The sequence below is a fragment of the Enterovibrio nigricans DSM 22720 genome (assembly GCF_900167155.1).
GTDB lineage: Bacteria > Pseudomonadota > Gammaproteobacteria > Enterobacterales > Vibrionaceae > Enterovibrio > Enterovibrio nigricans.
The window spans coordinates 1-21655 of the sequence record NZ_FUXU01000069.1 but is presented as its reverse complement, the minus strand read 5'-3'; the positions used below and the strand labels follow the sequence as shown (position 1 = coordinate 21655).

The 21655-nt window shown below is 47.0% G+C and carries 18 protein-coding genes; 9 read left to right on the top strand and 9 right to left on the bottom strand.

The window, feature by feature from the left end; translation table 11 throughout:
• Positions 1 to 278 precede the first annotated feature (278 nt).
• From B5D35_RS18245 to B5D35_RS18235, 3 genes are all read left to right on the top strand, one after another.
• Positions 279 to 1589, top strand: a complete 1311-nt coding sequence (locus B5D35_RS18245) for a hypothetical protein (RefSeq protein WP_078753958.1) — start codon at positions 279 to 281, stop codon at positions 1587 to 1589.
• Positions 1590 to 1689: 100 nt separating this feature from the next.
• Positions 1690 to 3468, top strand: a complete 1779-nt coding sequence (locus B5D35_RS18240; RefSeq protein WP_078753957.1) for an ATP-dependent nuclease — start codon at positions 1690 to 1692, stop codon at positions 3466 to 3468.
• A complete protein-coding gene (locus B5D35_RS18235; RefSeq protein WP_342068301.1) occupies positions 3431 to 5236 on the top strand; it encodes an ATP-dependent helicase in 1806 nt (601 codons plus the stop codon). The genes B5D35_RS18240 and B5D35_RS18235 overlap by 38 nt, the downstream gene beginning before the upstream one ends.
• Before the next feature lie 199 nt (positions 5237 to 5435).
• On the opposite strand, the gene B5D35_RS18230 is transcribed toward B5D35_RS18235, so the two are convergent.
• The 5 genes from B5D35_RS18230 to glyQ form a co-directional block, all read right to left on the bottom strand.
• Positions 5436 to 5765 (bottom strand): hypothetical protein, encoded by a 330-nt coding sequence (locus tag B5D35_RS18230; RefSeq protein ID WP_078753955.1) that lies wholly within the window; start codon positions 5763 to 5765, stop codon positions 5436 to 5438.
• A 26-nt stretch (positions 5766 to 5791) separates the two neighbouring features.
• A complete protein-coding gene (locus B5D35_RS18225; protein ID WP_157828397.1) occupies positions 5792 to 6334 on the bottom strand; it encodes an alpha/beta hydrolase in 543 nt (180 codons plus the stop codon).
• A 41-nt stretch (positions 6335 to 6375) separates the two neighbouring features.
• On the bottom strand, positions 6376 to 7626 hold the full coding sequence (locus B5D35_RS18220) for a valine--pyruvate transaminase (protein WP_078753953.1): 1251 nt from the start codon (positions 7624 to 7626) through the stop codon (positions 6376 to 6378).
• Between the two features lie 227 nt (positions 7627 to 7853).
• Entirely contained in the window at positions 7854 to 9935 is a 2082-nt protein-coding gene (gene glyS / locus B5D35_RS18215) for a glycine--tRNA ligase subunit beta (RefSeq protein ID WP_078753952.1), read from the bottom strand.
• 1 nt (position 9936) lies between these two features.
• Positions 9937 to 10854 carry a glycine--tRNA ligase subunit alpha gene (gene glyQ / locus B5D35_RS18210; RefSeq protein ID WP_078753951.1) on the bottom strand — a complete coding sequence of 306 codons (918 nt, stop codon included), beginning with the start codon at positions 10852 to 10854 and terminating at the stop codon, positions 9937 to 9939.
• A 362-nt stretch (positions 10855 to 11216) separates the two neighbouring features.
• Between glyQ and B5D35_RS18205 the strand changes: the two genes are divergently transcribed.
• Together B5D35_RS18205 and B5D35_RS18200 are read left to right on the top strand one after the other, a co-directional pair.
• Complete coding sequence (locus B5D35_RS18205) at positions 11217 to 11774, top strand: TMEM165/GDT1 family protein (RefSeq protein WP_078753950.1); 558 nt, start codon at positions 11217 to 11219, stop codon at positions 11772 to 11774.
• 99 nt (positions 11775 to 11873) lie between these two features.
• Entirely contained in the window at positions 11874 to 12137 is a 264-nt protein-coding gene (locus tag B5D35_RS18200; protein ID WP_078753949.1) for a hypothetical protein, read from the top strand.
• A gap of 44 nt (positions 12138 to 12181) precedes the next feature.
• Here the strand turns inward: B5D35_RS18200 and tusA are convergent, their stop codons facing one another.
• Entirely contained in the window at positions 12182 to 12427 is a 246-nt protein-coding gene (gene tusA, locus B5D35_RS18195) for a sulfurtransferase TusA (protein WP_078753948.1), read from the bottom strand.
• A 327-nt stretch (positions 12428 to 12754) separates the two neighbouring features.
• Between tusA and B5D35_RS18190 the strand changes: the two genes are divergently transcribed.
• Positions 12755 to 13696: a LysR family transcriptional regulator gene (locus B5D35_RS18190; RefSeq protein WP_078753947.1), complete on the top strand. Its 942-nt coding sequence runs from the start codon at positions 12755 to 12757 to the stop codon at positions 13694 to 13696.
• A gap of 115 nt (positions 13697 to 13811) precedes the next feature.
• Here B5D35_RS18190 and acuI read toward each other — a convergent pair whose 3' ends face one another.
• From acuI to fadB, 3 genes are all read right to left on the bottom strand, one after another.
• Entirely contained in the window at positions 13812 to 14792 is a 981-nt protein-coding gene (gene acuI / locus B5D35_RS18185; protein ID WP_078753946.1) for an acrylyl-CoA reductase (NADPH), read from the bottom strand.
• A 180-nt stretch (positions 14793 to 14972) separates the two neighbouring features.
• Positions 14973 to 16136, bottom strand: coding sequence for an acetyl-CoA C-acyltransferase FadA (gene fadA / locus B5D35_RS18180; RefSeq protein WP_078753945.1), 1164 nt, complete (start codon positions 16134 to 16136; stop codon positions 14973 to 14975).
• 27 nt (positions 16137 to 16163) lie between these two features.
• On the bottom strand, positions 16164 to 18329 hold the full coding sequence (fadB, locus tag B5D35_RS18175) for a fatty acid oxidation complex subunit alpha FadB (RefSeq protein WP_078753944.1): 2166 nt from the start codon (positions 18327 to 18329) through the stop codon (positions 16164 to 16166).
• Positions 18330 to 18588: 259 nt separating this feature from the next.
• On the opposite strand from fadB, the gene B5D35_RS18165 reads away from it, so the two are divergent.
• From B5D35_RS18165 to hemG, 3 genes are read left to right on the top strand one after another with little or no spacing between them, the layout of a single operon-like run.
• Positions 18589 to 19215 carry a YigZ family protein gene (locus tag B5D35_RS18165; protein WP_078753942.1) on the top strand — a complete coding sequence of 209 codons (627 nt, stop codon included), beginning with the start codon at positions 18589 to 18591 and terminating at the stop codon, positions 19213 to 19215.
• A gap of 42 nt (positions 19216 to 19257) precedes the next feature.
• Complete coding sequence (locus tag B5D35_RS18160) at positions 19258 to 20715, top strand: TrkH family potassium uptake protein (RefSeq protein WP_078753941.1); 1458 nt, start codon at positions 19258 to 19260, stop codon at positions 20713 to 20715.
• An 18-nt stretch (positions 20716 to 20733) separates the two neighbouring features.
• The gene (gene hemG / locus B5D35_RS18155; protein ID WP_078753940.1) at positions 20734 to 21258 is read left to right on the top strand and encodes a menaquinone-dependent protoporphyrinogen IX dehydrogenase; all 525 of its coding nucleotides are present in this window, start codon (positions 20734 to 20736) and stop codon (positions 21256 to 21258) included.
• Positions 21259 to 21655 lie beyond the last annotated feature (397 nt).

Here is a 21655-nt window from a genome sequence, read left to right as displayed (position 1 = left end):
GCCTGAAACTCAGTATATTGCTTAAGAACCGAACAACTTTAGGCTGCCATGTCTTCCAACCGAATTAAGCAACAAAGCCGATCAAAGTCTCAATGTGCTGTCCTCATCATGGTGTTTGGCTGAGTTACCAGTGTGAGTTCTGTAAGAGTCCTTTAGAGGTTAAGAACCATAAGATCGATGCCTGTTCATGTGGTAAAGCCTTCAGTGAAGCGAAACCGGAAGCCTGCTCTCAGGATGTGATTAATCTTCAGCGTTTCGTTGAAGGCGATTACAGCAATATGGATGACGAAGCACTACGGCTTCTCGAAAACCCTGATGAACTCGATATGGCTAGCCGAATTCAACTCGTTAGATCTACTATCCGGTGGATAGATAAAGAGCAAAGGGAGCAAATGGTACCCCAGATAGACTTGTCGGATTTTGTGTATGCGAGAGAGTATATAGATGATGCCAGTGAAGCCCTTTTTACGGGCAAAGCTGGCTTCTTTAGTTTTTTGAAAAAAATACATGGAGTCACACCTAACGCACCTCAAGTATCCGACCATTTCAGCCACTTCTATCTGGAGTTTTTTGACCGTTTCTCGGGCCAGGAATTTCATAAGTATCGCCAGTTGATTGAACAGTACATAAACAGGTACTGGACGAAGCCGCTAAGCAGAAGAAACAGTCATTTTTCTTCTAGAACGATTGATGACCATCCCTGGATACCGTTACAGCAGGCATGTCGTGAGTTTGAGATACATAAGAGCACGCTGAAGTCAGCAATCGAGCAACGGCTTGTTAGAAGTGAATCACTAGAGAAAGAAAAGCGAGTAGTGACGGTAGTCTACAAACCGGACTTGATAGCCAGAGAAGATAGATTAAAAAGTCTACTGTCCGCTAAAGATGCTGCATCTGTTCTGGGTTTAACCAAGGCTCAGTTTGCCAGGTTAAGAGAGGTCGAGGGCTTTGATGTAATTTCAAAGCCTAATGAGCAAGGTGGCTCTAAATGGCAATTCTACAGAGATGATATCTACCACTACCGTGATTCACTCTTAGATGAAGTTTCGAATAGCCCCGGAGATCACTGGTCACTACCTCACTTACTTCAATACTTTGGGGGCCAAATTGACGATCCTCTGATCACTATCCTACAAGCGGTTAAAGACCAGGAGCTAACAGTTGCTGCCAGACTTGAATCCGGCTCAGGCTTGTCTTCCATGCTGTTCTCTCAGTCTGAGTTTTTAGCCTGGTATGAGAAGAAGAAATTCAGAAGCAATGTTATTAGCATCCCAGTTGCTGCAAAGATAATGAAGATCCAACAGGAGTTTGCTTATCAGTTGGTGGAGGCTGGCTTGCTTGAACTATCCTCGCCACCGGAGGGAGCTACGCGATGGCTTACACAAACCAACATTGAACAGTTTCAGCAGAAGTACATTTTGTTGTCGAAGTTGGCGAAGAAGACGAATTTGAGTTCGAGAGCGTTGATGTCGTATTTTGCCAGTATAGGGATATACCCGTTGGATCAGGGCTGGGAAAAGCCGCTCAGGCAGAAGGTGTATTCAAAGGAGCTGCTTTCCGATATTCAAATTTTAGTCGAATATCTTTGAATGAGTTATTGCACTAATGATTCAGCAATATACTCGTTTACTTACTGGGCCGTGGAAAGATCTGTTAGCATGGGAGTAGACCAGCATCAGGGAGTAAGATGTGCATCTTTCCAATCTAATCATTAAGAACTTTCGCAATTTTGAATCGATCAATATCCCGTTGGCTCGAAATATAGTGCTTCTGGGGGAAAACCGAATTGGAAAGAGTAACCTACTCTATGCGATAAGGTTGGTGCTTGATTCTTCTCTTTCTGATTCGGCACGGCATCTAAAGTTATCAGACTTATGGGATGGTTGTGATTTAGCTCAGACGCCGCAGGTAGAGATACACCTAGACTTTTCAGAATTTGACGATGATGTATCTCTCGCCGCTTTGTTAACAGACTTTCGTAGAGCGGATAACCCAACAGTGGCGAGATTGAGTTATGTGTTTAGGCCAAAGGCAGGATTGCAAGGAGTTCCAAACTCCAGTGAGGACTATGAGTTTTTAGTCTTCGGAGGGGGCGATGAAACGCGCTCTATACCTAGTAGAGTTCGTCGACGGATATCTTTGGATATGCTTCATGCTTTACGTGATGCGGAAGGACAGCTTGCATCATGGCGAAATTCTCCTTTGCGTCCTTTATTGGAAGAAGCTATCGGGTCTGTTGATCGAGCTGCTCTTGCTGACGTTGCCGGCACCTTAGAGGCTGCAAATACCAAGGTAGAATCATTTGAACCAGTTAAGGAGCTTGAGGATACCCTGAGAAATGGGATTTTAGAGCTTTCCGGAAAAGCTCAGGATCTTGATGCGCGCCTTCGCTTTTCACCTTCTGATCCTATGCGGCTATTTCGAGCTATATCCCTCTTTATTGATGATGGTAAGCGCGGAATAGCTGAAGCCAGTTTAGGCTCTGCTAACGTAGCTTTGTTAGCGCTCAAGCTAGCCGAGTTTAGTTGGCTTCGTAAGAAAAATGAGCGCAACTACTCGGTTCTATGTATCGAAGAGCCTGAAGCCCATCTTCACCCACAGCTCCAGCGTTCAGTGTTTGATAAGCTTTTTAATGATAATGCAGCAGATCAATCGCTTATTGTATCGAGTCATTCACCTACTCTTGCGGCTGTTGTTCCACTCAAGTCTATTATCAACTTACGGTGTAAGGATGGCTCTAGCCGTGCATTTTCACTAGCTCAGCTTCCAGTGACAGGAGATGAACTTGAAGATATTGAACGTTATTTAACGGCAACCCGTTCAGAATTACTGTTCTCTAGAGGAGTTATCTTTGTTGAGGGGGATGCTGAGGAAGCTTTGGTGCCTGTGTTTGCAGAAAGCATTGGGTGCAATTTAGATCAATTAGGTATCACCGTTTGCAATGTGGCTGGCGTCAATTTTAAGCCTTATGTGAAATTGGTAGCATGTCTTGGATTACCTTTTTCTGTTGTCACGGATTGGGATCCACTTGATGGGACTAAACCCGCTCTTGGAAAAGAAAGAACTTTAGGAATCTGGGAGGCCTTTCTAGAAGTATCTGGTATCGAGCCTATGAGCGCTCAAGAAAGAGTTAAGTGGATGGAGACTGATTTTTATAATTTCTATAGAGGTTGGTCAAACGCTGGGATCTTTTTGAACGACCGAACCTTTGAAGTAGCAGTAGCTCATACACCTAACTTACAGAATGCTCTTTTGGATATATTGAACGAACAAGGCTTTGGTGCCACGCGCAAGGCGAGAATTGATGCGTGGAAGGCTGGCAATCCAATTGACCCTGGCCACTTATTATCAATGGTGTCGGACATAGGTAAAGGGCGGCTGAGTAGTAAACTTGCCAAAAAGGCAGTAGGGCTGACACCGCCAGAATACATTGCGTCTGCGATCAGATTTGTGGTTGCCCGTATCTAGGCCGAGATCTCTTGAATTAGCTTTAGAGGATCTCAGGAGTAACCCTGAGCAGTGGCAAGCCGCGCATTCAGCTGGTCATTGTGTTGTGCTTGCAGGTCCGGGAAGTGGTAAAACCAAAACACTTACTATCACGATGGGGAGATTACTATCGGAAGAAGTGGCTGAGCCTCGTGGTGTAGCATGCATTACCTATAATAATGAATGCGCACTTGAGCTGGAATCTCGCTTGGTTAAGCTTGGCATCACAGCCAATGAGCGTGTTTTTATCGGTACTGTCCATAGTTTTGCTTTAACTCAGATCCTTTCACCATATTCTCGTTGTGTACCGGGTCTCTTGCCCCCCAGTTATCGCGTAGCAACGGCTGCTGAGTGCCGTTCGGCGGTCGAAGTTGCTTACCTTAAGGTATTTAATGACGGAGGAAATCCCCATCAGCACTGGCAAATGGCTGCTGAAAAGCGCAGGAAACATATAGATAGAGAACTCCAAAACTGGCGCGGGCAGAATGAAGAATTAGCACGTTTTATTGAGGCTTATGAGGCGGTACTGCGGTTTAATGGGCTTATCGATTTTGATGATATGCCTTTAATTGCTTATCGACTGGTTAAAGAGCATCTTTGGATACGGCGAGCTCTTCTATCTCGATTCCCGGTACTATTTGTCGATGAATATCAATATTTGGGTCACGCTCTTCATGAACTGGTAATGCTACTTTGCTTTGAAAGTGGGATTCGCTTATTTGCCGTGGGGGATGTTGATCAGTCTATCTATGGTTTTACTGGAGCTAATCCAGATCTTCTTGATGGCCTGACTAAAAGAGCAGATGTTTCCACAGTTAGACTCCGTCTCAACTACCGTTCCGGAAGTAAAATAATACGGGGCTCATTGGGAGCACTTGGTGAAGAGCGAGACTACCAGGGATTAAATGGAGTCACGGAAGGTGAAGTTCACTTTGTGCCAGTGGTCAGCAACATTGATGGGCAAGCAGCCTATATTGTAAAAGAGCTAATCCCTTACCTATTTTCAAATGGACTCAAGCCAGAGCAAATAGCTGTTTTGTATCGGGCTGTTTGGCTTGGAGATAAACTCACAGATGCGCTCGATTCATCGACTATTCCATATTTGCGAACGGATAGAAACGCTTTAATCTCTAGGAGTTCGCGTCTTGCTCGCTTTATTGAAGCCTGTGCTAGTTGGACTACAGGAGGCTGGATTGAGGCAAATCCTTCATTTCAACGGTTACATAAAGAAGCTGTGTCGTTGGTATATGGTGGAAATTCGATTGATGCTGAAAAAGATTTGATTTCAGACCAATTGATGGACTTCCTTCAAAGTGGGGTAGGTATGCAGGAATCCACCAACCTTTGGCTGCGCCGACTGTTGGTGGAATTGGTTGAGCCATGGAAGCTGGTGTGCCGAAATGTTCACCAAGAATGGGATCTATGTTTAACGTTGATTGAGAGAACTAATCCAAAGCAAGGATTAGATATGCCCCTGAAAGTCTTCGCTGGTCGCATTAATGATTCTGGTCGCATGACTCTTAGCACTTTGCACAGCTCTAAAGGACGTGAGTTTGAAGCAGTAATAATGTTTGGTGTTAATAATAATATATTACCCAATTGGCAAGATTCTCAAAATGAGAGGAGCTTAAGAGAAGCCCGAAGGCTTTTTTATGTTGGAGTTACAAGGCCTAAGCAATATTTATATTTAGTGTTCAGGCAAGATGAGCAGTCACCTTGGGTTAATGATTTCTATAATAGAATTGGCTGAGTTCACGAATAGCGAGATTTGATGGTGAAAGAGTCACAAATTATGAAATTTTTGGTTTGCACTAAAATTTCATAACCCTTGAGCTGGCTTGTAATATCTAGGCTCTTGAGTTCATGAATCATGAGATCCCACACTACGTAAATTCTGAGTATCAAACGCCGCATTAGCGGCGTTTTTTTGCGTAGCGCAACTTTGTCATTTAAGTGTTTGATTTTATTGTACTTAACGCGGCAGTAATGGCGCGTTCTAGCTGGTGGTGTAGAGGAAGAAGCGGATTGTTGTAAGACGCCATGTTTTCTTCTAACTCTCGCGGCGTTTTCACTAGCACGTGATTCATGTGCTCACATCGTGTGACTATGGCACGCTCACCGAGTGCTTCTCTATATAGCTCACCGTTTTCTGCATCGACTTGAACGTCATTGTCACCCTGAATGACATGGGCAGTTTGATTAAGAGACTTAGCAATTCTCATTGGCTCGATAAAATAGCACGAGGCTAAGTAGGGAATGACTGAAGGTCGAAACAGCATTTCAATGTGCTCATTGGGATAGCGAACTACACATGTCCATTTTTAATGCTCGCGAGGGCGGCTTCAACATCATTGGCTAAGTGGGGAGCTCTTTCTCGGTATTGTTGAATCAACGATTCGCTCATAGGTCTTGCAGGTGTCGCCAACAGTACGAGTTTGTCTACTTGCATTTTTTGCGCTGCCAAAAGGGCGATAATGCCACCTTCGCTATGCCCAATAAGATTGATGTTTTTAAAGCCATAATCGTGTCTGAGCGTTTCTGCGATAGCCAGAATATCCCTTACGTAGACGTCAATCGTCAGGTCACTTTCTGTTAGTGATGGAAAAACAGATTGCGCAATGCCACGCTTATCAAAACGAAATGTTGCACAGCCATTTTCAAATAAGCGGGTGGAGATCTTCTTCAAACTGTCATTGTGTAATCCGCTCTGATTTCCGTTTCTGTCTGTCGGTCCAGAACCTGAAATGATGATAGAAATGGCTGGGTTGATTGTATTTTCAGAGATGAGAAGTGAGCCACTGATCTGGCCTTCGGCTCTTTCAATAGTGATTTCGGATTCATTGCTCATAGTGGCGTCATACATCTCATAGATATGTTCCACGTGAAACACTAGCCTTCGTTGTAAGCGCGTTCGATTTCTTCGGCAAGAATCGCAATACCTTTCTGTATCTTGTCATCGTCCTGAACATAGTTCATACGCAGGCACTGGTGGGTATGGTCCCAATCAAGTTCTGAACCAAAGAAGAAATACTCACCCGGAACAACGAGCAGGCCGCGTTGCTTTAATCGCGAATATAGTTCTTTAGTGGTGATAGGGAGTTCGTCAAACCACAGCCATAGGAATATGGCGCCCTCTGGTTTATGAATTTTGAAACGCGAGTCGGGGATAGCATCCAATAATTTTTGAACGGTTCGCTCAGCCTTGTCTTGATAGAAAGGCTTAATGACATTTTCACTCAGTGACAACAAATCACCGGTCTTGATCATCTCAAGTGCTAGGGCAGGACCAACGCCACAAGGTGCCAAACTGACGATGCCGTTGATGTTTGTCAGCGAGGTAATGATGTCTTCGCTCGCGATGATAATGCCGCAGCGTACACCTGGAAGACCGAGTTTAGAGAGGCTAGAACACAGAATGGTGTTGTCATTCCAAAATGGCTTCACATCTTCAAAGATGATGTTGGGGAAGGGCACGCCGTATGCGTTGTCGATGATAAGCGGTATATCATGTTTGCGCGCGAGCTTATCGAGTTTTGCTATCTCTTCGTCAGTCAGCACATTGCCCGTTGGATTAGTTGGGCGAGACGCACAAATCGCCGCGATGGTGTCATCTATTTCCAACGCTTCGAAATCTACATGGTATTTAAACTGTCGATTGTCCAATTGCGTAATAGTAGGTTTGAAACTGGTGAAGATATCTGGATCGAGTCCAGAATCGGCATAGCCAATATACTCTGGGGTCAGTGGCAGTAAGATTTTCTTAAAGCTGCCATCGTCATATTGTCCGCCAAAAAGATTGAACAGATAAAAAAAGGCACATTGGCTGCCGTTGGTGAGCATGATGTTTTTTGGTGAAATCTCCCAACCCAAAGTTTTGTTCAGCATCTCTGCCAAGGCCGCTATAAAGTCTGTTTTTCCCTGTGGGCCGTCATAGTTGGCGAGGGCAGCGACAAGAGAACCGTCATCAAGCATACGACGAGTGAGCGCATCAAAGTGGCTTATCATTTCTGGAATTGCTGCTGGATTCCCACCACCGAGCATGATGGCGTCTGGATTTCGTAATCCATCATTCAGATCGTCCATCAATTGTGTAATGCCAGAGTGGTGAGAAAATTTGGTGCCGAACTTAGAAAACTGCATGAATGCGTAACCTTATCGCTGTTCAATCCTTGTTGTATTCGCTCCACAATACCTTAACCGTTGAGCATTTTAAAACCAATTTCTAGGACATAATTGAGAAGGATAGTTTCGGGTTTTTAAGTACTAAATACTGATGTGTTCCACGTGGAACATAGGAGGTGAGATGACGGTTTTGGGGTAATAAAAAGCCCCGCATATGCGAGGCTTTTATTGTCAGCGACAGAGGTTTATTTCTGAAGCAGAGAGATGTCTGCAACATTCATAAACTGACTACGCAGGGTGTTCAGCAGAGCCAGACGGTTCGCTTTCAGCGCTTCGTCTTCTGCCATCACCATGACGTTGTCGAAAAAGGTATCAACAGGCTCTCGCAGGTCAGCAAGTTGAGTTAGCGCGGCTTGGTAGTCACCTGCTGCGAATACAGGCTTCAGTGCCTCTACCATAGCGGTAACTTTCTCAGCCAGTGCTTTCTCTGCGTCTTCAACCAGCAGTTCGCTGTTGATTGTTGCTGATAGTTCACCGTCGAATTTCGCGAGGATATTACCAACACGCTTATTCGCTGCAGCCAGAGACTCTGCTGCATCCAGTGAACGGAAGTGTGTTACGGCTTTCACGCGCTTGTCGAAGTCAGCCGGTTGAGTAGGGTTCATCGCAAGCACAGCTTGGATAGCATCAACACTGTGGCCTTCGTCTTGGTACCATGCACGGAAACGACCCAGCATGAATTCAATGACGTCTGTTTCGACCTTGTCGTTCGTTAGGCGGCTAGTGCCATCTTCATTGGCGAACAGTGACTTTGATTTCGCGATAAGATCAGTCAGGTCCAGATCGTAACCGTATTCAACGATAATACGCAGCACACCCAGAGAAGCACGGCGCAGTGCGAATGGGTCAGAACCTTTTGGTGCTTGGCCAATACCGAAGATACCTACGATAGTGTCCAGCTTGTCTGCCATTGCCAGTGCCGATGAGACGCCATTGCTTGGCAGTTCATCACCTGCGAAACGCGGCATGTACTGTTCGTTCAGTGCGACTGCTACTTCTTCAGCTTCACCGTCGTGGCGTGCATAGTGCATGCCCATGACACCCTGGGTGTCGGTGAATTCGAATACCATTGAGGTCATCAGGTCACACTTCGCCAACAGGCCGGCACGTTGTGCTTTCTCAACGTCTGTACCAATCTTGTCAGCGATGTAGCCAGCAAGCTCAGTAATGCGGTCTGTCTTGTCTTTAATGGTACCCAGTTGCTTCTGGAAGATAGCCGTTTCAAGCTGAGGCAGGCGGTCAATCAGGGGACGCTTGCGGTCAGTGTTGAAGAAGAACTCGGCGTCAGCAAGACGTGGGCGAACCACTTTCTCGTTACCTTCGATAACATGGCGAGGCTCTTTAGACTCGATGTTAGAGACGAAGATGAAGTTAGGCAGCAGTTGCTTGTCTTCGCTGTAAACAGGGAAGTACTTCTGGTCACCTTTCATGGTGTAAACCAGTGCTTCTGCAGGTACCTTCAGGAACTCTTCTTCAAACGTCGCGGTAAGTACCACTGGCCATTCAACCAAAGAGGTCACTTCTTCAACCAAGTCGTCATCAAGATCAGCAATACCGCCAACCAGTTCTGCTGCTTTTTGAGAGTCCGCAATGATCAGGGCTTTACGAGCGTCGTAATCAGCCATGACCTTGCCGCGCTCTTCAAGAATTGCAGGGTATTGATCAGCATTGTCGATCGTGAATTCTGCTTCGCCCATGAAGCGGTGACCGCGAAGTGTACGAGAAGACGAGACGCCCATGATGGTGCCTTCAATCAGCTCGTCACCCATCAGGATGGTCAGCGTTTTAACCGGGCGGATGAACAGAATGTCTTTGTTGCCCCAACGCATAGGCTTGGCAATTGGCAAGTTAGCCAGTGCTTTGTCAGCCAGTGCGACAACGATGTCTTTGCTGTTTTGGCCTTTGACTTCTTGTTTGAACAGAAGCCATTCGCCTTTGTCTGTCGCCAGACGTTCCGCTTGATCGACAGTGATGCCACAACCACGCGCCCAGCCTTGAGCAGCTTTGGTTGGGTTACCTTCCGCATCAAACGCTGCAGAGACTGCTGGACCACGTTTCTCAACCAGTTTGTCAGCTTGTTGGTCTGCCAACGCTGCCACTTTAAGCGCAAGACGGCGAGGGGTCGCATACCAAGTTACACCTTCGTGCGTCAGTTCAGCGTCTTTCAAGCCTTGCTCGAAGTTTGCTGCAAACGCTTCTGCCAGTGTACGAAGTTGCTTTGGTGGCAACTCTTCTGTACCTAGCTCAATCAGAAAATTCTTTGCCATCTTACTTCTCCTCACCCTTCTTACACATTGGGAAGCCTAACGCTTCTCGTGATGCGTAGTACGCCTCTGCAACTGACTTTGTCAGGTTGCGAATGCGCAGGATGTAGCGTTGACGCTCAGTCACTGAAATCGCTTTACGTGCATCAAGCAGGTTGAATGCATGGCCTGCTTTCAGAATGCGCTCGTACGCTGGTAGTGGAAGTGGCTTCTCAAGCTCAAGCAGAGTCTTACACTCTTTCTCACACTGGTCGAAGTAGGTGAACAGGAAGTCCACGTCTGCGTATTCGAAGTTATAAGTCGATTGTTCAACTTCGTTTTGGTGAAAGATGTCACCATAAGTCACTTTGCCAAACGGGCCGTCAGTCCAAACCAGATCGTAAACCGAGTCTACGCCTTGAATGTACATTGCCAGTCGTTCAATACCGTAAGTGATTTCACCGGTAACAGGTTTACACTCAAGACCACCTACTTGTTGGAAGTAAGTGAACTGAGTGACTTCCATACCATTTAGCCAAACTTCCCAGCCAAGACCCCAAGCACCCAGTGTAGGGTTTTCCCAGTTGTCTTCTACGAAGCGAATGTCGTGTACTTCTGGGTCGATACCCAGAACACGCAGCGAACCCAGATACAATTCCTGAATGTTGTCCGGAGACGGCTTCATGATGGTTTGGAACTGGTAGTAATGTTGAAGACGGTTAGGGTTCTCACCGTAACGGCCATCAGTCGGACGACGTGAAGGTTGCACGTATGCGGCAGCGATTGGCTCTGGGCCAATTGCACGCAGACAAGTCATTGGGTGAGAGGTGCCAGCACCTACCTCCATGTCGAGTGGTTGCACAATGGTGCAGCCTTGTTGGGCCCAGTAATCCTGCAGCGCGAGGATCATGCCCTGAAAAGTTTTAACGTCGAATTTTTGCATCGTCAGGTTCGCGCGGTTAATTGAAAAGAAAATAACATGCGATTATAACGCGCTAGGCTTGGGATAAGTAGGGGTAATGGCGGTTTTTTGTCCTTTGGCATTAAAGGTGGAGAGGGCGGTCGAAAGCTTCGTTTCGTCTAGGTTGTTTTACGCTTTGCCAACACGCTAGAATGCGACCGCTCTTGGGGAGTAGTCTCTCGCGCCAGCGAGGTCATTATCAACATAGTTAAAGCCACAATGCTTCATGGTAATGGCGACACACGACAGTGGGTTTGACGAGACCAATGACACTATCCACGAACCGGGCGGGGCGTGAGAAGTGTCATGGTTGTCGATAACAAACCTCGCCCTTGGAAGACAGAATGAGCGTGTTAGCTATTTCAATTGCCACCGTCGCTTTGGCGGAAATCGGTGATAAAACACAACTCCTTTCGCTGGTGTTGGCCAGCCGATATCGAAAACCGATACCCATCATTTTGGCGATTCTATTTGCTACGCTACTGAACCATGCGCTCGCTGCTTGGCTGGGTGTGGTTGTAGCGGATCATTTGACGGAATCAGTTCTGCGTTGGGGGCTGATTGTCAGTTTTACCGCAATGGCAGTTTGGGTGTTAGTTCCTGATAAGCTAGATGACGATGAGAATGCGACAAATCGCGGGCCGTTCGTTGCGAGTTTTATTGCTTTTTTCATTGCTGAAATCGGTGACAAAACGCAGATCGCGACAACGATGCTTGGCGCTCAGAACGCCGACGCTTTGGGGCTGGTTGTTGTTGGTACGACAATAGGCATGTTATTGGCTAACGTGCCGGTTGTGTTGTTGGGGAAAAAAGCGGCAAATGCGCTTCCACTGAACATTGTTCGGTATGTCACTGCGGCTCTGTTTTCACTGCTTGCTATCGCGACTTGGGTTACGCAATAACCATAAAAATGATCGGCAGATAGTGTGATTGTGGCGACAACCTGCCTGTGAAAACCATGGTAGCGTGAACGTATAGACATGGTGATCTAGGAGCATGATATGGACAGGTTTCTTGCGATCAGCCCGAAAAGCCAGATGTGGCTGTTTCATACTGCGTTAGCCCTCAACATACTGGGCATGGTTCTTACGGATATGTGGCTTCCAATGGTGGTAGGGGTGATAGTGACCACTTGCTTATCAGTGGATGCAATGGTGCGGGTTAGGTATGTGCTACCGATGAAAAAGATGCTGCGTGACCTAGAGTATGAAAATGCATTGCTGCGGCGGAAAATGAACGATGTTGAAGAAACGTCGGTTTACTAGACGGGGGAGGATCAAAAAGGCAGCAATAGCTGCCTTTTTGATCCTTACAGACCCTTTTTGATTAGGTACTTATAAGGACTTGAATCTGAGTATTGCGCGACCAGAGTGTGATCCATAAAGCGACAGAAGCTTGGGATATCACGTGTGGTCGACGGATCATCTGCAGTCACCAGCAAGGTTTCACCATCGGCCATATTTCGAATCGTCTTTCTTACCATCATGACTGGCTCGGGGCAGCGAAGTCCCAAAGCATCTAAAGAGTGATCCGGATTTTCAAATTCTGAGCTCATATTCATTTTTCACATAGAAAACGTCGGCCTGATCATACTTATGAAGACTAAATAATCAACAGGGGTTGGAATTGTAAATTTGTTGTGTAAATTATTTAACAAGCTGTTAACGAGGTCTTGGAGAAGTCTCTCGGTACGGACAAACAGCTAGACTAACTCACTCATCGACTACACTCGTCCCCAGTTTTCTTGGGCTTCCCCGCTTTCATGCGGGATTTTTTTTGCCTAAATTTCGTGATCAGCAAAGCGGGTGTCTGTGTCACGAAAGGCATACGACGAAGATAGGCTTGCGTATAATGGCTGAACATATCACTTCTTAGGCTTTCTATGGAACTTGAAGATATCTATCGTCGCGATTTAAACCTGCTTATTGCGCTGCGCGTTTTACTGGAAGAAGGTAGTGTCAGTAAGGCCGCCGTTCGTCTTAACCTCAGTCAATCTGCGATGAGTCGCGTTCTAGGTCGTTTAAGAAGTTTAACGAATGATCCATTGTTTACGCGGCATGGGCAATATCTCATTCCTACTCAACGTGCGCTTGAACTAAATGCGTCGCTTACCGCGCCACTTGATGCACTTTGTACTGTGTTGTCGCCGGAAGAGTTTGATCCCGCTAAGTGCGAGCAGACATTCAAAATAGCGACGACGGACTACGCAATGCAAACCATTCTGCCGTTTGCATTGCCAAGAATATATGAAGAAGCCCCTGGCTTATCTTTAGAGTTTGCGCCGTTGCAACATGATCAATTGATGCGGCAGTTGGCCACCGAAGGGTGTGATATGGCGATATGCCGTCCGACTGGCCCTGTTGACCCATTGCAATCTGATAACTTGGGGTTGGTGAGTGTGTTTTGTTTGGTTGCGAAGCATCATCCATTGGCGGACAAAACGCTTACGCTAGAAGATTACTTAACCTATCCACACGCCGTTATCGCAATTAGTGACGGGGTGAAAGCACTTATTGATGAGGCTCTGCGCGGCCATCCACAACCTAAACTGGCACTGCGTGCCTATCATTTGGAAGCGGCAATTGCGATGGTGGACAGTTTGCCACTCATCATCACTGTACCTGCTGACTTGGCTTATCTTGTGGGTGAGAAGTATGACTTGGTGATCAAGCCGCTTCCTTTTGAATTCAAGCCTTTTGATTATTCGTTGATCTGGCATCCGAGAACAGAGCATTCCGCAGCGCAGGTTTGGCTTAGAAATCTTATCAAAGAAGAGTGTGGACGATTGATCGCGAGTCGCATCAAAGATATGGGGTTTGTCTGAACAGCCACTTTGAGCCTAATAGGTTGTCTGAAGCAATTAGACATGTAGATTTATCCAAACGATACAAAAAACGGAGCCTGGGGCTCCGTTTTGTTTTCTGACAGCTTGATAGCGATTAGAGCTTAATCACTACGCGGCCTTTAATCTGACCGTTAGTAATGGCTTCTGCTGCTTCAGGGACTTCTTCCAGTGTAATTTCGCGACAACCCTCTTGGAAGTAGCTTGATGGTAGCAAATCAGAAATACGAGACCATGCTTGCTGACGGCGCTCGTACGGCGCGTAAACAGAATCAACACCCAGCAGTTTCACACCGCGTAAGATAAATGGCATGACGGTTGTTGGAAGGTCGAAACCTCCGGCTAAACCACACGCTGCAACCGCACCGTCGTAATCCATCTGTGCCAACACTTTTGCCAGCATTTTGCTACCAACAGTATCTACTGCACCCGCCCACAGTTGTTTCTCTAGCGGACGCGCGGGTTCATCAAATTCACTGCGCTCAATAACGCGGTTTGCTCCCAAAGCTTTCAGCCATTCGCTGTTTTCGCTTGCTCGGCCAGTAACGGCAACAACAGTAAAGCCTAGTTGTGCGAGCAGTGTGACTGCAACAGAACCTACACCGCCACTTGCGCCAGTAACCAAAACCTCGCCTTTCTCGGGCGTGATGCCGGCATCTTGCAGTGCTTGAACACACAACATTGCAGTCAGGCCTGCGGTACCGATTTTCATTGCCTGATCAGCAGCGAGCTTTTCAGGTAATGGAACTAGCCAATCCGCTTTTAAGCGTGCTTTTTGCGCCATGCCACCCCAGTGGCCTTCACCAACGCCCCAGCCTGTTAGTACCACTTTCTGACCAGCGGTATAGCGAGCATCAGTAGACTCTGCAACCGTACCGACCAAGTCGATACCTGGCACCATTGGGAATTGACGACAGATTTTGCCTTTACCTGTGATCGCCAAACCGTCTTTGTAGTTTAGGGATGAGTAATCGACATCAATAAGTACATCACCTTCAGGCAATTGAGTTACATCCAGTTCTTGAATGCTAGATGTGGTGATTTTGTCTGCTTGATCCAGTACGAGAGCCTTAAACATGGCATGTCCTCCGAAGGGGGGAAGAAGATAATTGGTTGAGAATCAATATGCTTAAAGTGTAGAGCGAAACAAAACATGAAAATAATGAAACAAATTCATTTAATTTATGCATTACAAGCATACGGATTGCCATAAACGGAAATGCCGGGCGTGTGCCCGGCATCGTTAGCGTAAAGCGTATTAAACGCGCTCAAACACCGTTGCTATCCCTTGGCCCAGTCCGATACACATGGTGGCGAGTCCAAGCTCGACATCATTGTGTTCCATCAGGTTGATAAGCGTAGTCGATATCCGTGCACCTGAACAACCAAGGGGATGACCAAGCGCAATGGCGCCGCCATTCAGGTTAACTTTCTCGTCAACGTAATCCAGTAAGCCAAGATCTTTTGCACAAGGAAGAGACTGTGCGGCAAATGCTTCGTTGAGCTCTACCATGCCAATGTTATCCATGGTAACACCTGCACGTTTCATGGCTTTGTGCGTTGCAGGCACCGGCCCATATCCCATGATGGAGGGGTCGCAGCCAGCAACGGCCATTGAACGAATGCGTGCGCGAATTGGCACGCCAAGGGCTTTGGCTTTTTCTTCACTCATAACCAGCATGGCCGCGGCACCATCTGAGAGGGCAGAAGAAGTACCTGCGGTGACTGTCCCGTTAACAGGGTCAAACACCGGACGTAACGCTGACAAGGTTTCCACCGTGGTTTCAGGACGGATCACTTCATCATCTTCCATCAAAAACAGCCCGCCTCTTTCGTCATGCGCTTCGGTAGGCATGATTTCATTTTTAAAGCGGCCTTCTATTGTTGCTGCGTAAGCTCGCTGATGAGATCGGGCGGCAAAGGTATCTTGTTGTTCGCGACTTATCCCATGAATACGGCCTAACATTTCCGCGGTTAGTCCCATCATACCTGCGGCTTTTGCGACGGACTTTGATAGACCTGGATGGAAATCGACACCGTGAGTCATTGGTACGTGGCCCATGTGTTCCACCCCTCCAATCAAGCAGATATCGGCATCACCGACCATAATCGTGCGCGTAGCATCATGCAGTGCCTGCATGGAGGAGCCGCACAAGCGGTTTACGGTGGTTGCAGCCACTGAGTGGGGAAGCCCAGCAAGCAAAGCAGCATTGCGTGCTACGTTGAAGCCTTGCTCTAACGTTTGTTGCACACAGCCCCAGTAAATGTCTTCGATTTCATTTGGGTCAAGCTGAGGATTACGCGCAAGTAATGAAGCCATCAGATGCGCAGACAGATCTTCTGCGCGGGTGTGTCGATATGCACCGCCTTTTGAGCGTCCCATTGGCGTTCGGATACAATCGACAATCACAACGTTTTTCATAATATTTTCCCTCTAAATTCCTTGTGGTTAAGCCGACTGTCGTTGGGCATCAAAGTATCCTTCGCCTTTAGTGGCTTTGTCGCGCAGTCCTTGCGGTACCTCGTAAGCTGGCCCCAAGTTGGTGAGGCTATCAGCAATTGCCACATAGTTTGCCAGTCCAATGGTATCTAGGTAGCGGAAAACGCCGCCACGGAAAGGAGGGAAACCTAATCCGTAAACCAGTGCCATGTCGGCTTCTTGAGGTGAAGCGATGATGCCTTCTTCCAAGCATCGAACCACTTCGTTGATCATCGGCACCATCATACGATTGATGATGTCTTCATCGCTGTAGTTTGTCGCCGTCCCTAAAACAGAGGCGAGAAGGCCAGCGACATCAGCGTCTTTGTCCTTTTTAGATCGACCTTTTTTATCAACAGAGTACTGATAGAAACCGATGCCGTTTTTCTGACCAAAGCGTTGACTTTCAAACATCACATCTACCGCGTCGCGATAGCTTTTCGCCATGCGTTCGGGGAAACCTTCAGCCATGACGGCTTGTGCGTGATGCGCAGTATCGATTCCGACGACATCAAGAAGGTAGGCTGGACCCATCGGCCAACCAAATTTTTTCTCCATCACTTTGTCTATCTTGGTGAAGTCAGCACCGTCACGCAGCAACAAGCTAAAGCCTGCAAAATAAGGGAAGAGAACACGGTTAACGAAGAATCCCGGACAGTCATTCACAACCACTGGGCTTTTGCCCATCTTGGCAGCATAAGCTACGACACGGGCAATGGTTTCGTCAGATGTATCTTTCCCCCGAATAATCTCAACGAGTGGCATGCGATGGACTGGGTTGAAAAAATGCATGCCACAGAAGTTTTGTGGACGCTTGAGCGATTGCGCGAGTAGATCGATAGGAATGGTCGAGGTGTTGGACGTCAATACTGCATGTTCTGGTAGGTGTTGTTCCACCTCGCTCAGTACTGCAGCTTTCACTTTTGGATTTTCAACGACGGCTTCAACAACAATATCGGATTGTTCTATGCCTGCGTAGTGCAGGCTAGGGGTGATTGAAGCGAGAATATCTGCCATTTTTGAGCCGTTGAGGCGGCCACGCTCAAGCTGTTTGTTCAGCAGTTTAGAGGCCTCCTTCATGCCAGTTTCAAGTGAGACCTGACTGATGTCCTTCATCAGAACAGGGATGCCTTTACTCGATGACTGGTAGGCGATGCCGCCCCCCATGATACCAGCCCCTAATACGGCGGCACGTTCAGTTGCTTTGCCTTCTTTGGCTGCTTTCTTGGCTTTGGATTTGAGGTATTGGTCATTAAGGAATATGCCGACCAACGCCTGAGTGACGTCATTTTTCGCGAGTTTCACAAAGTGTTTGTTTTCTACAATGAGTGCATCGTCACGACCAAAGCGAGAAGCTTCCTCAATGGATACCACTGCAGTCATTGGTGCTGGATAGTGTGGGCCTGCCACTTTTGCGACCATGCCTTTTGCCATGGTGAAGCTCATGGTGGCTTCAATTTTGTTCAGTTTCAGCGGGGCTTTTTTCTGGGCGCGACGCGATTGCCAATCAAGTTTTCCCTCAATGGCTTGCTTCACAAGGGATAATGCAGCGTCTTCTAGGTCACTCGGTGCGGTGACCGCGTCAACTAAACCAATTTTCAGTGCTGCGTCTGCTTTGCTTTCCTTGCCCGCGGTGATGAGTTCCATCGCAGTATCCGCGCCAACTAGACGTGGCATCCGTACGGTACCACCAAACCCCGGCATAATACCGAGCTTGGTTTCTGGTAAGCCGATGCGAGCCGTTGAATCTGCGATTCGAAAGTCAGTAGCAAGAACGCATTCACAGCCACCGCCTAACGCGAAACCGCGAATGACAGAAACCGTGGGAAAGGGTAAATCTTCTAGTTTGTTGAAGATGTCATTGGCATGGGTAAGCCACACAGACAATTCATCTTCTGGCTTTGCAAACAAACCGAGAAACTCAGTGATGTCCGCCCCAACCACGAATGCAGGTTTGGCGGATGTGAGAAGTAGGGCTTTTACATTTGATTGTTGCGTTAACGCATTGAGTGCTTCATTCAAACTCTCAAGTGTTGCGAGATCAAATTTGTTAACAGAACCGGGTGCATCAAGCTTTAGTTCCGCAATACCATCATCCAGATAGCGAACGGAAAGTGTGTCACCTTGGTAAATCATGTTCTATCTCCGTATTGCCAGCTCTTCGTCTGGTTTAGGTTTACCTTCATGTAGGGGGAAATCCTGATTGTACCAGAGTTTTAGTCTGAGCCGCCCCGAACGAAAAGGCAATAAAAATGTTAAACGCTTGTTTGAATTTTGTGATCTTCTGTTGGGGTGGGTTCTCTAAACGCTTATTATTACTGTAGTTAATTCGAATAAGGGGAAGAGGAAATTCCTGTGGTAACATTTCGCCCCTTTTCATGACGTGGTGGTCCGTATGAATAACGCTCCGTATCTGATACCTGCCTTGGCAGTCGTAACGGAAGAAGAAATAAAGAAAAGCCGCTTTATTACGTACTTAGCGCATACACCTAGCATTGAAAGTGCGAAGGCATTTGTCGCTGAAATTAAAGCGAAGCATGCGGATGCGCGTCATAACTGTTGGGCTTTTGTGGCTGGGCGCCCAGAAGATTCCATGAGTTGGGGATTCAGTGATGATGGCGAGCCATCAGGAACGGCAGGTAAACCTATCCTTGCACAGCTCACCGGCAGTGGAGTAGGCGAAATCACGGCTGTTGTTACTCGGTACTATGGTGGTATTCGTCTGGGTACGGGGGGCTTGGTGAAAGCTTATGGCGGAGGAGTTCAGCACGCGCTCACACAATTGGTAACAAACGAAAAGGCAATTACGGTGCAGTTCACAATAAGCTGTGAATACCCTCACATTGCACTAATTGAATCTATACTGGCTTCCCATAACGCGGTTCAGGTTAATACTGAATTCAGCCATAATGTGGTGATGACAGTGGAAGTGGATGCACGGAGTGCCGATCAGATCGCGGAAGAAATAGTTAACCGCTCCCGAGGTCAGGTAAGCATGGTTGCATTAAATAATAATCAATAATTCAGGTTATAACCTGAATATAAGGAAGAGCCGTTTTAGGCTATGCAATTTCGCTCAATCATCCGAATCGTCGGGCTGTTATTGGCCCTTTTTAGTATCACCATGCTGGCACCAGCTGTGGTGGCTTTTATCTATCGTGACGGGGAAGGTTTCCCGTTTGTCCTTACTTTTTTTCTCCTTCTCGCTGGTGGCGGCTTACTCTGGTTTCCAAATCGGCAATTTCGCCATGAATTGAAAGCGCGAGATGGTTTCCTCATCGTTGTCTTATTCTGGACGGTAATCGGCAGCGCGGGTTCCATTCCATTTATGCTCTCCGAACAACCCAACATGTCAGTGACCGATGCCTTTTTTGAATCATTTTCTGGTCTGACGACAACAGGTGCAACGGTAATTGTAGGGCTGGACAATTTGCCCAAAGCGGTACTCTTTTATCGTCAGCTTTTGCAATGGTTTGGTGGGATGGGGATCATTGTACTTGCAGTGGCAATCTTGCCGGTACTGGGTATCGGTGGCATGCAGTTGTATCGTGCGGAAATCCCAGGCCCAGTTAAAGACAGCAAAATGACTCCCCGAATTGCCGAAACGGCGAAAGCGCTTTGGTATATCTACTTAGCACTGACCGTTTCTTGCGCTTCGGCGTATTGGTTGGCGGGTATGTCAGTGTTTGATGCTATCAGCCATAGCTTCTCGACTGTGGCAATTGGTGGTTTCTCTACACATGATGCGAGTATGGGTTATTTCAATAGTCCGGCAATCAACTTTATCACTGTCTTCTTTCTCTTTATTTCTGCGTGTAATTTTTCGCTTCATTTCGCGGCGTTTGCAAGTGGCAAGTTGCACCCGGGATTTTATTTTAAAGACCCTGAATTCAGATCGTTTGTGGCTATTCAGATCATTATGCTAGCCATCGTATTCTGGATGCTTTTGAACCACGGCACCTACGACTCAGAATTTGAAGCTTTTAACCAAGCGATTTTTCAAACCGTTTCGATTTCCACAACGGCAGGATATACAACAACCAGTTTTGCAGATTGGCCGCTGTTTTTACCCGTTCTTCTTCTGTTTTCTTCATTTATAGGAGGGTGTGCAGGATCGACGGGGGGCGGCATGAAAGTGATTCGTATTTTGTTGTTATCACTGCAAGGCTCTCGTGAATTAAAACGCTTGGTTCACCCTCGCGCTGTTTACACCATAAAGGTGGGTAATAAAGCTCTGCCGCAACAAGTAGTCGATGCGGTTTGGGGATTCTTTTCTGCCTATGCCTTAGTTTTTGTCATTTGTATGCTTTGCCTTATTGCTACAGGCATTGATGAACTCACTGCCTTCTCAGCGGTTGCTGCCACCTTAAACAACCTAGGACCTGGTTTGGGAGAGGTGGCGGTACACTTTGGTGATATAAACAGTTCGGCCAAGTGGGTATTGATCGTTTCCATGCTGTTTGGTCGTTTGGAAGTCTTTACGTTGTTGGTATTGTTTACGCCGACGTTTTGGCGCAGTTAACCATTTTTAGGGAAACACATGAAAAAGGCACTCTTACTCCATTCCAGTCGTGAAGGGCAGACAGTAAAAATTCTTCGCTTTATTGAAAATGAACTCTCTGATCAATATCAGTGCGAGCTGGTGGATTTGCATGCAATGCCTGACGTTAACCTTGATGGCTACGATAAGGTATTGATCGGCGCTTCTATTCGATATGGACATCTAAACAAAAAGCTCTACCAATATATAGAAAAGAACCTTACAAGCCTGAATCAAAGTAAAGCAGCCTTTTTTTGTGTGAATCTTACTGCGCGTAAACCGGGTAAAGACACGCCGGAAGGAAGCGTGTATGTGAAGAAATTTCTGAGGTTGTCTCCTTGGCAGCCTGAAGTTATCGGCGTCTTTGCGGGAGCGCTCTATTATCCCCGCTACAGACTGTTTGATCGTGTGATGATTCAATTCATTATGCGCATCACTGGTGGTGAGACGGACACAACGAAAGAGGTGGAATACACTAACTGGGACAAAGTGAAGGAGTTTTCAGAACAATTTGGGTCCCTTTAGCCTTATTTTGCTTGAAAAATAACCGAACGCGCCGTTTTCCTAAGAAAACTGCAAAAAAGCCCTTGCCAACTTTTCATCGCTCCCTATAATGCCGCTTCACCGACACGGAGAGCGGCTTCCAACAAGGAAACGCCCACGAAATCGGTACGGCGAACAGGCTTCAAAACTGAATGAAAATAAACGCTTGACGCGTTGAAACGAATCAGTAAAATGGCCGCCCGCTTCAACGAAAAAGCCACTTCTTAGTAAGCGCGCTTTAACGAGAGAAGCAAGTCAACAAGACGTTTTGATGGTTGCGAAAGCAACGCGGAAATGCCGCAAAATTTCTTCTTGACTTCATCGCCCGACAGCGTAAAATTCGCAGCCCTGACGGTGAGAAGCTCCGGCTTCTACAGTC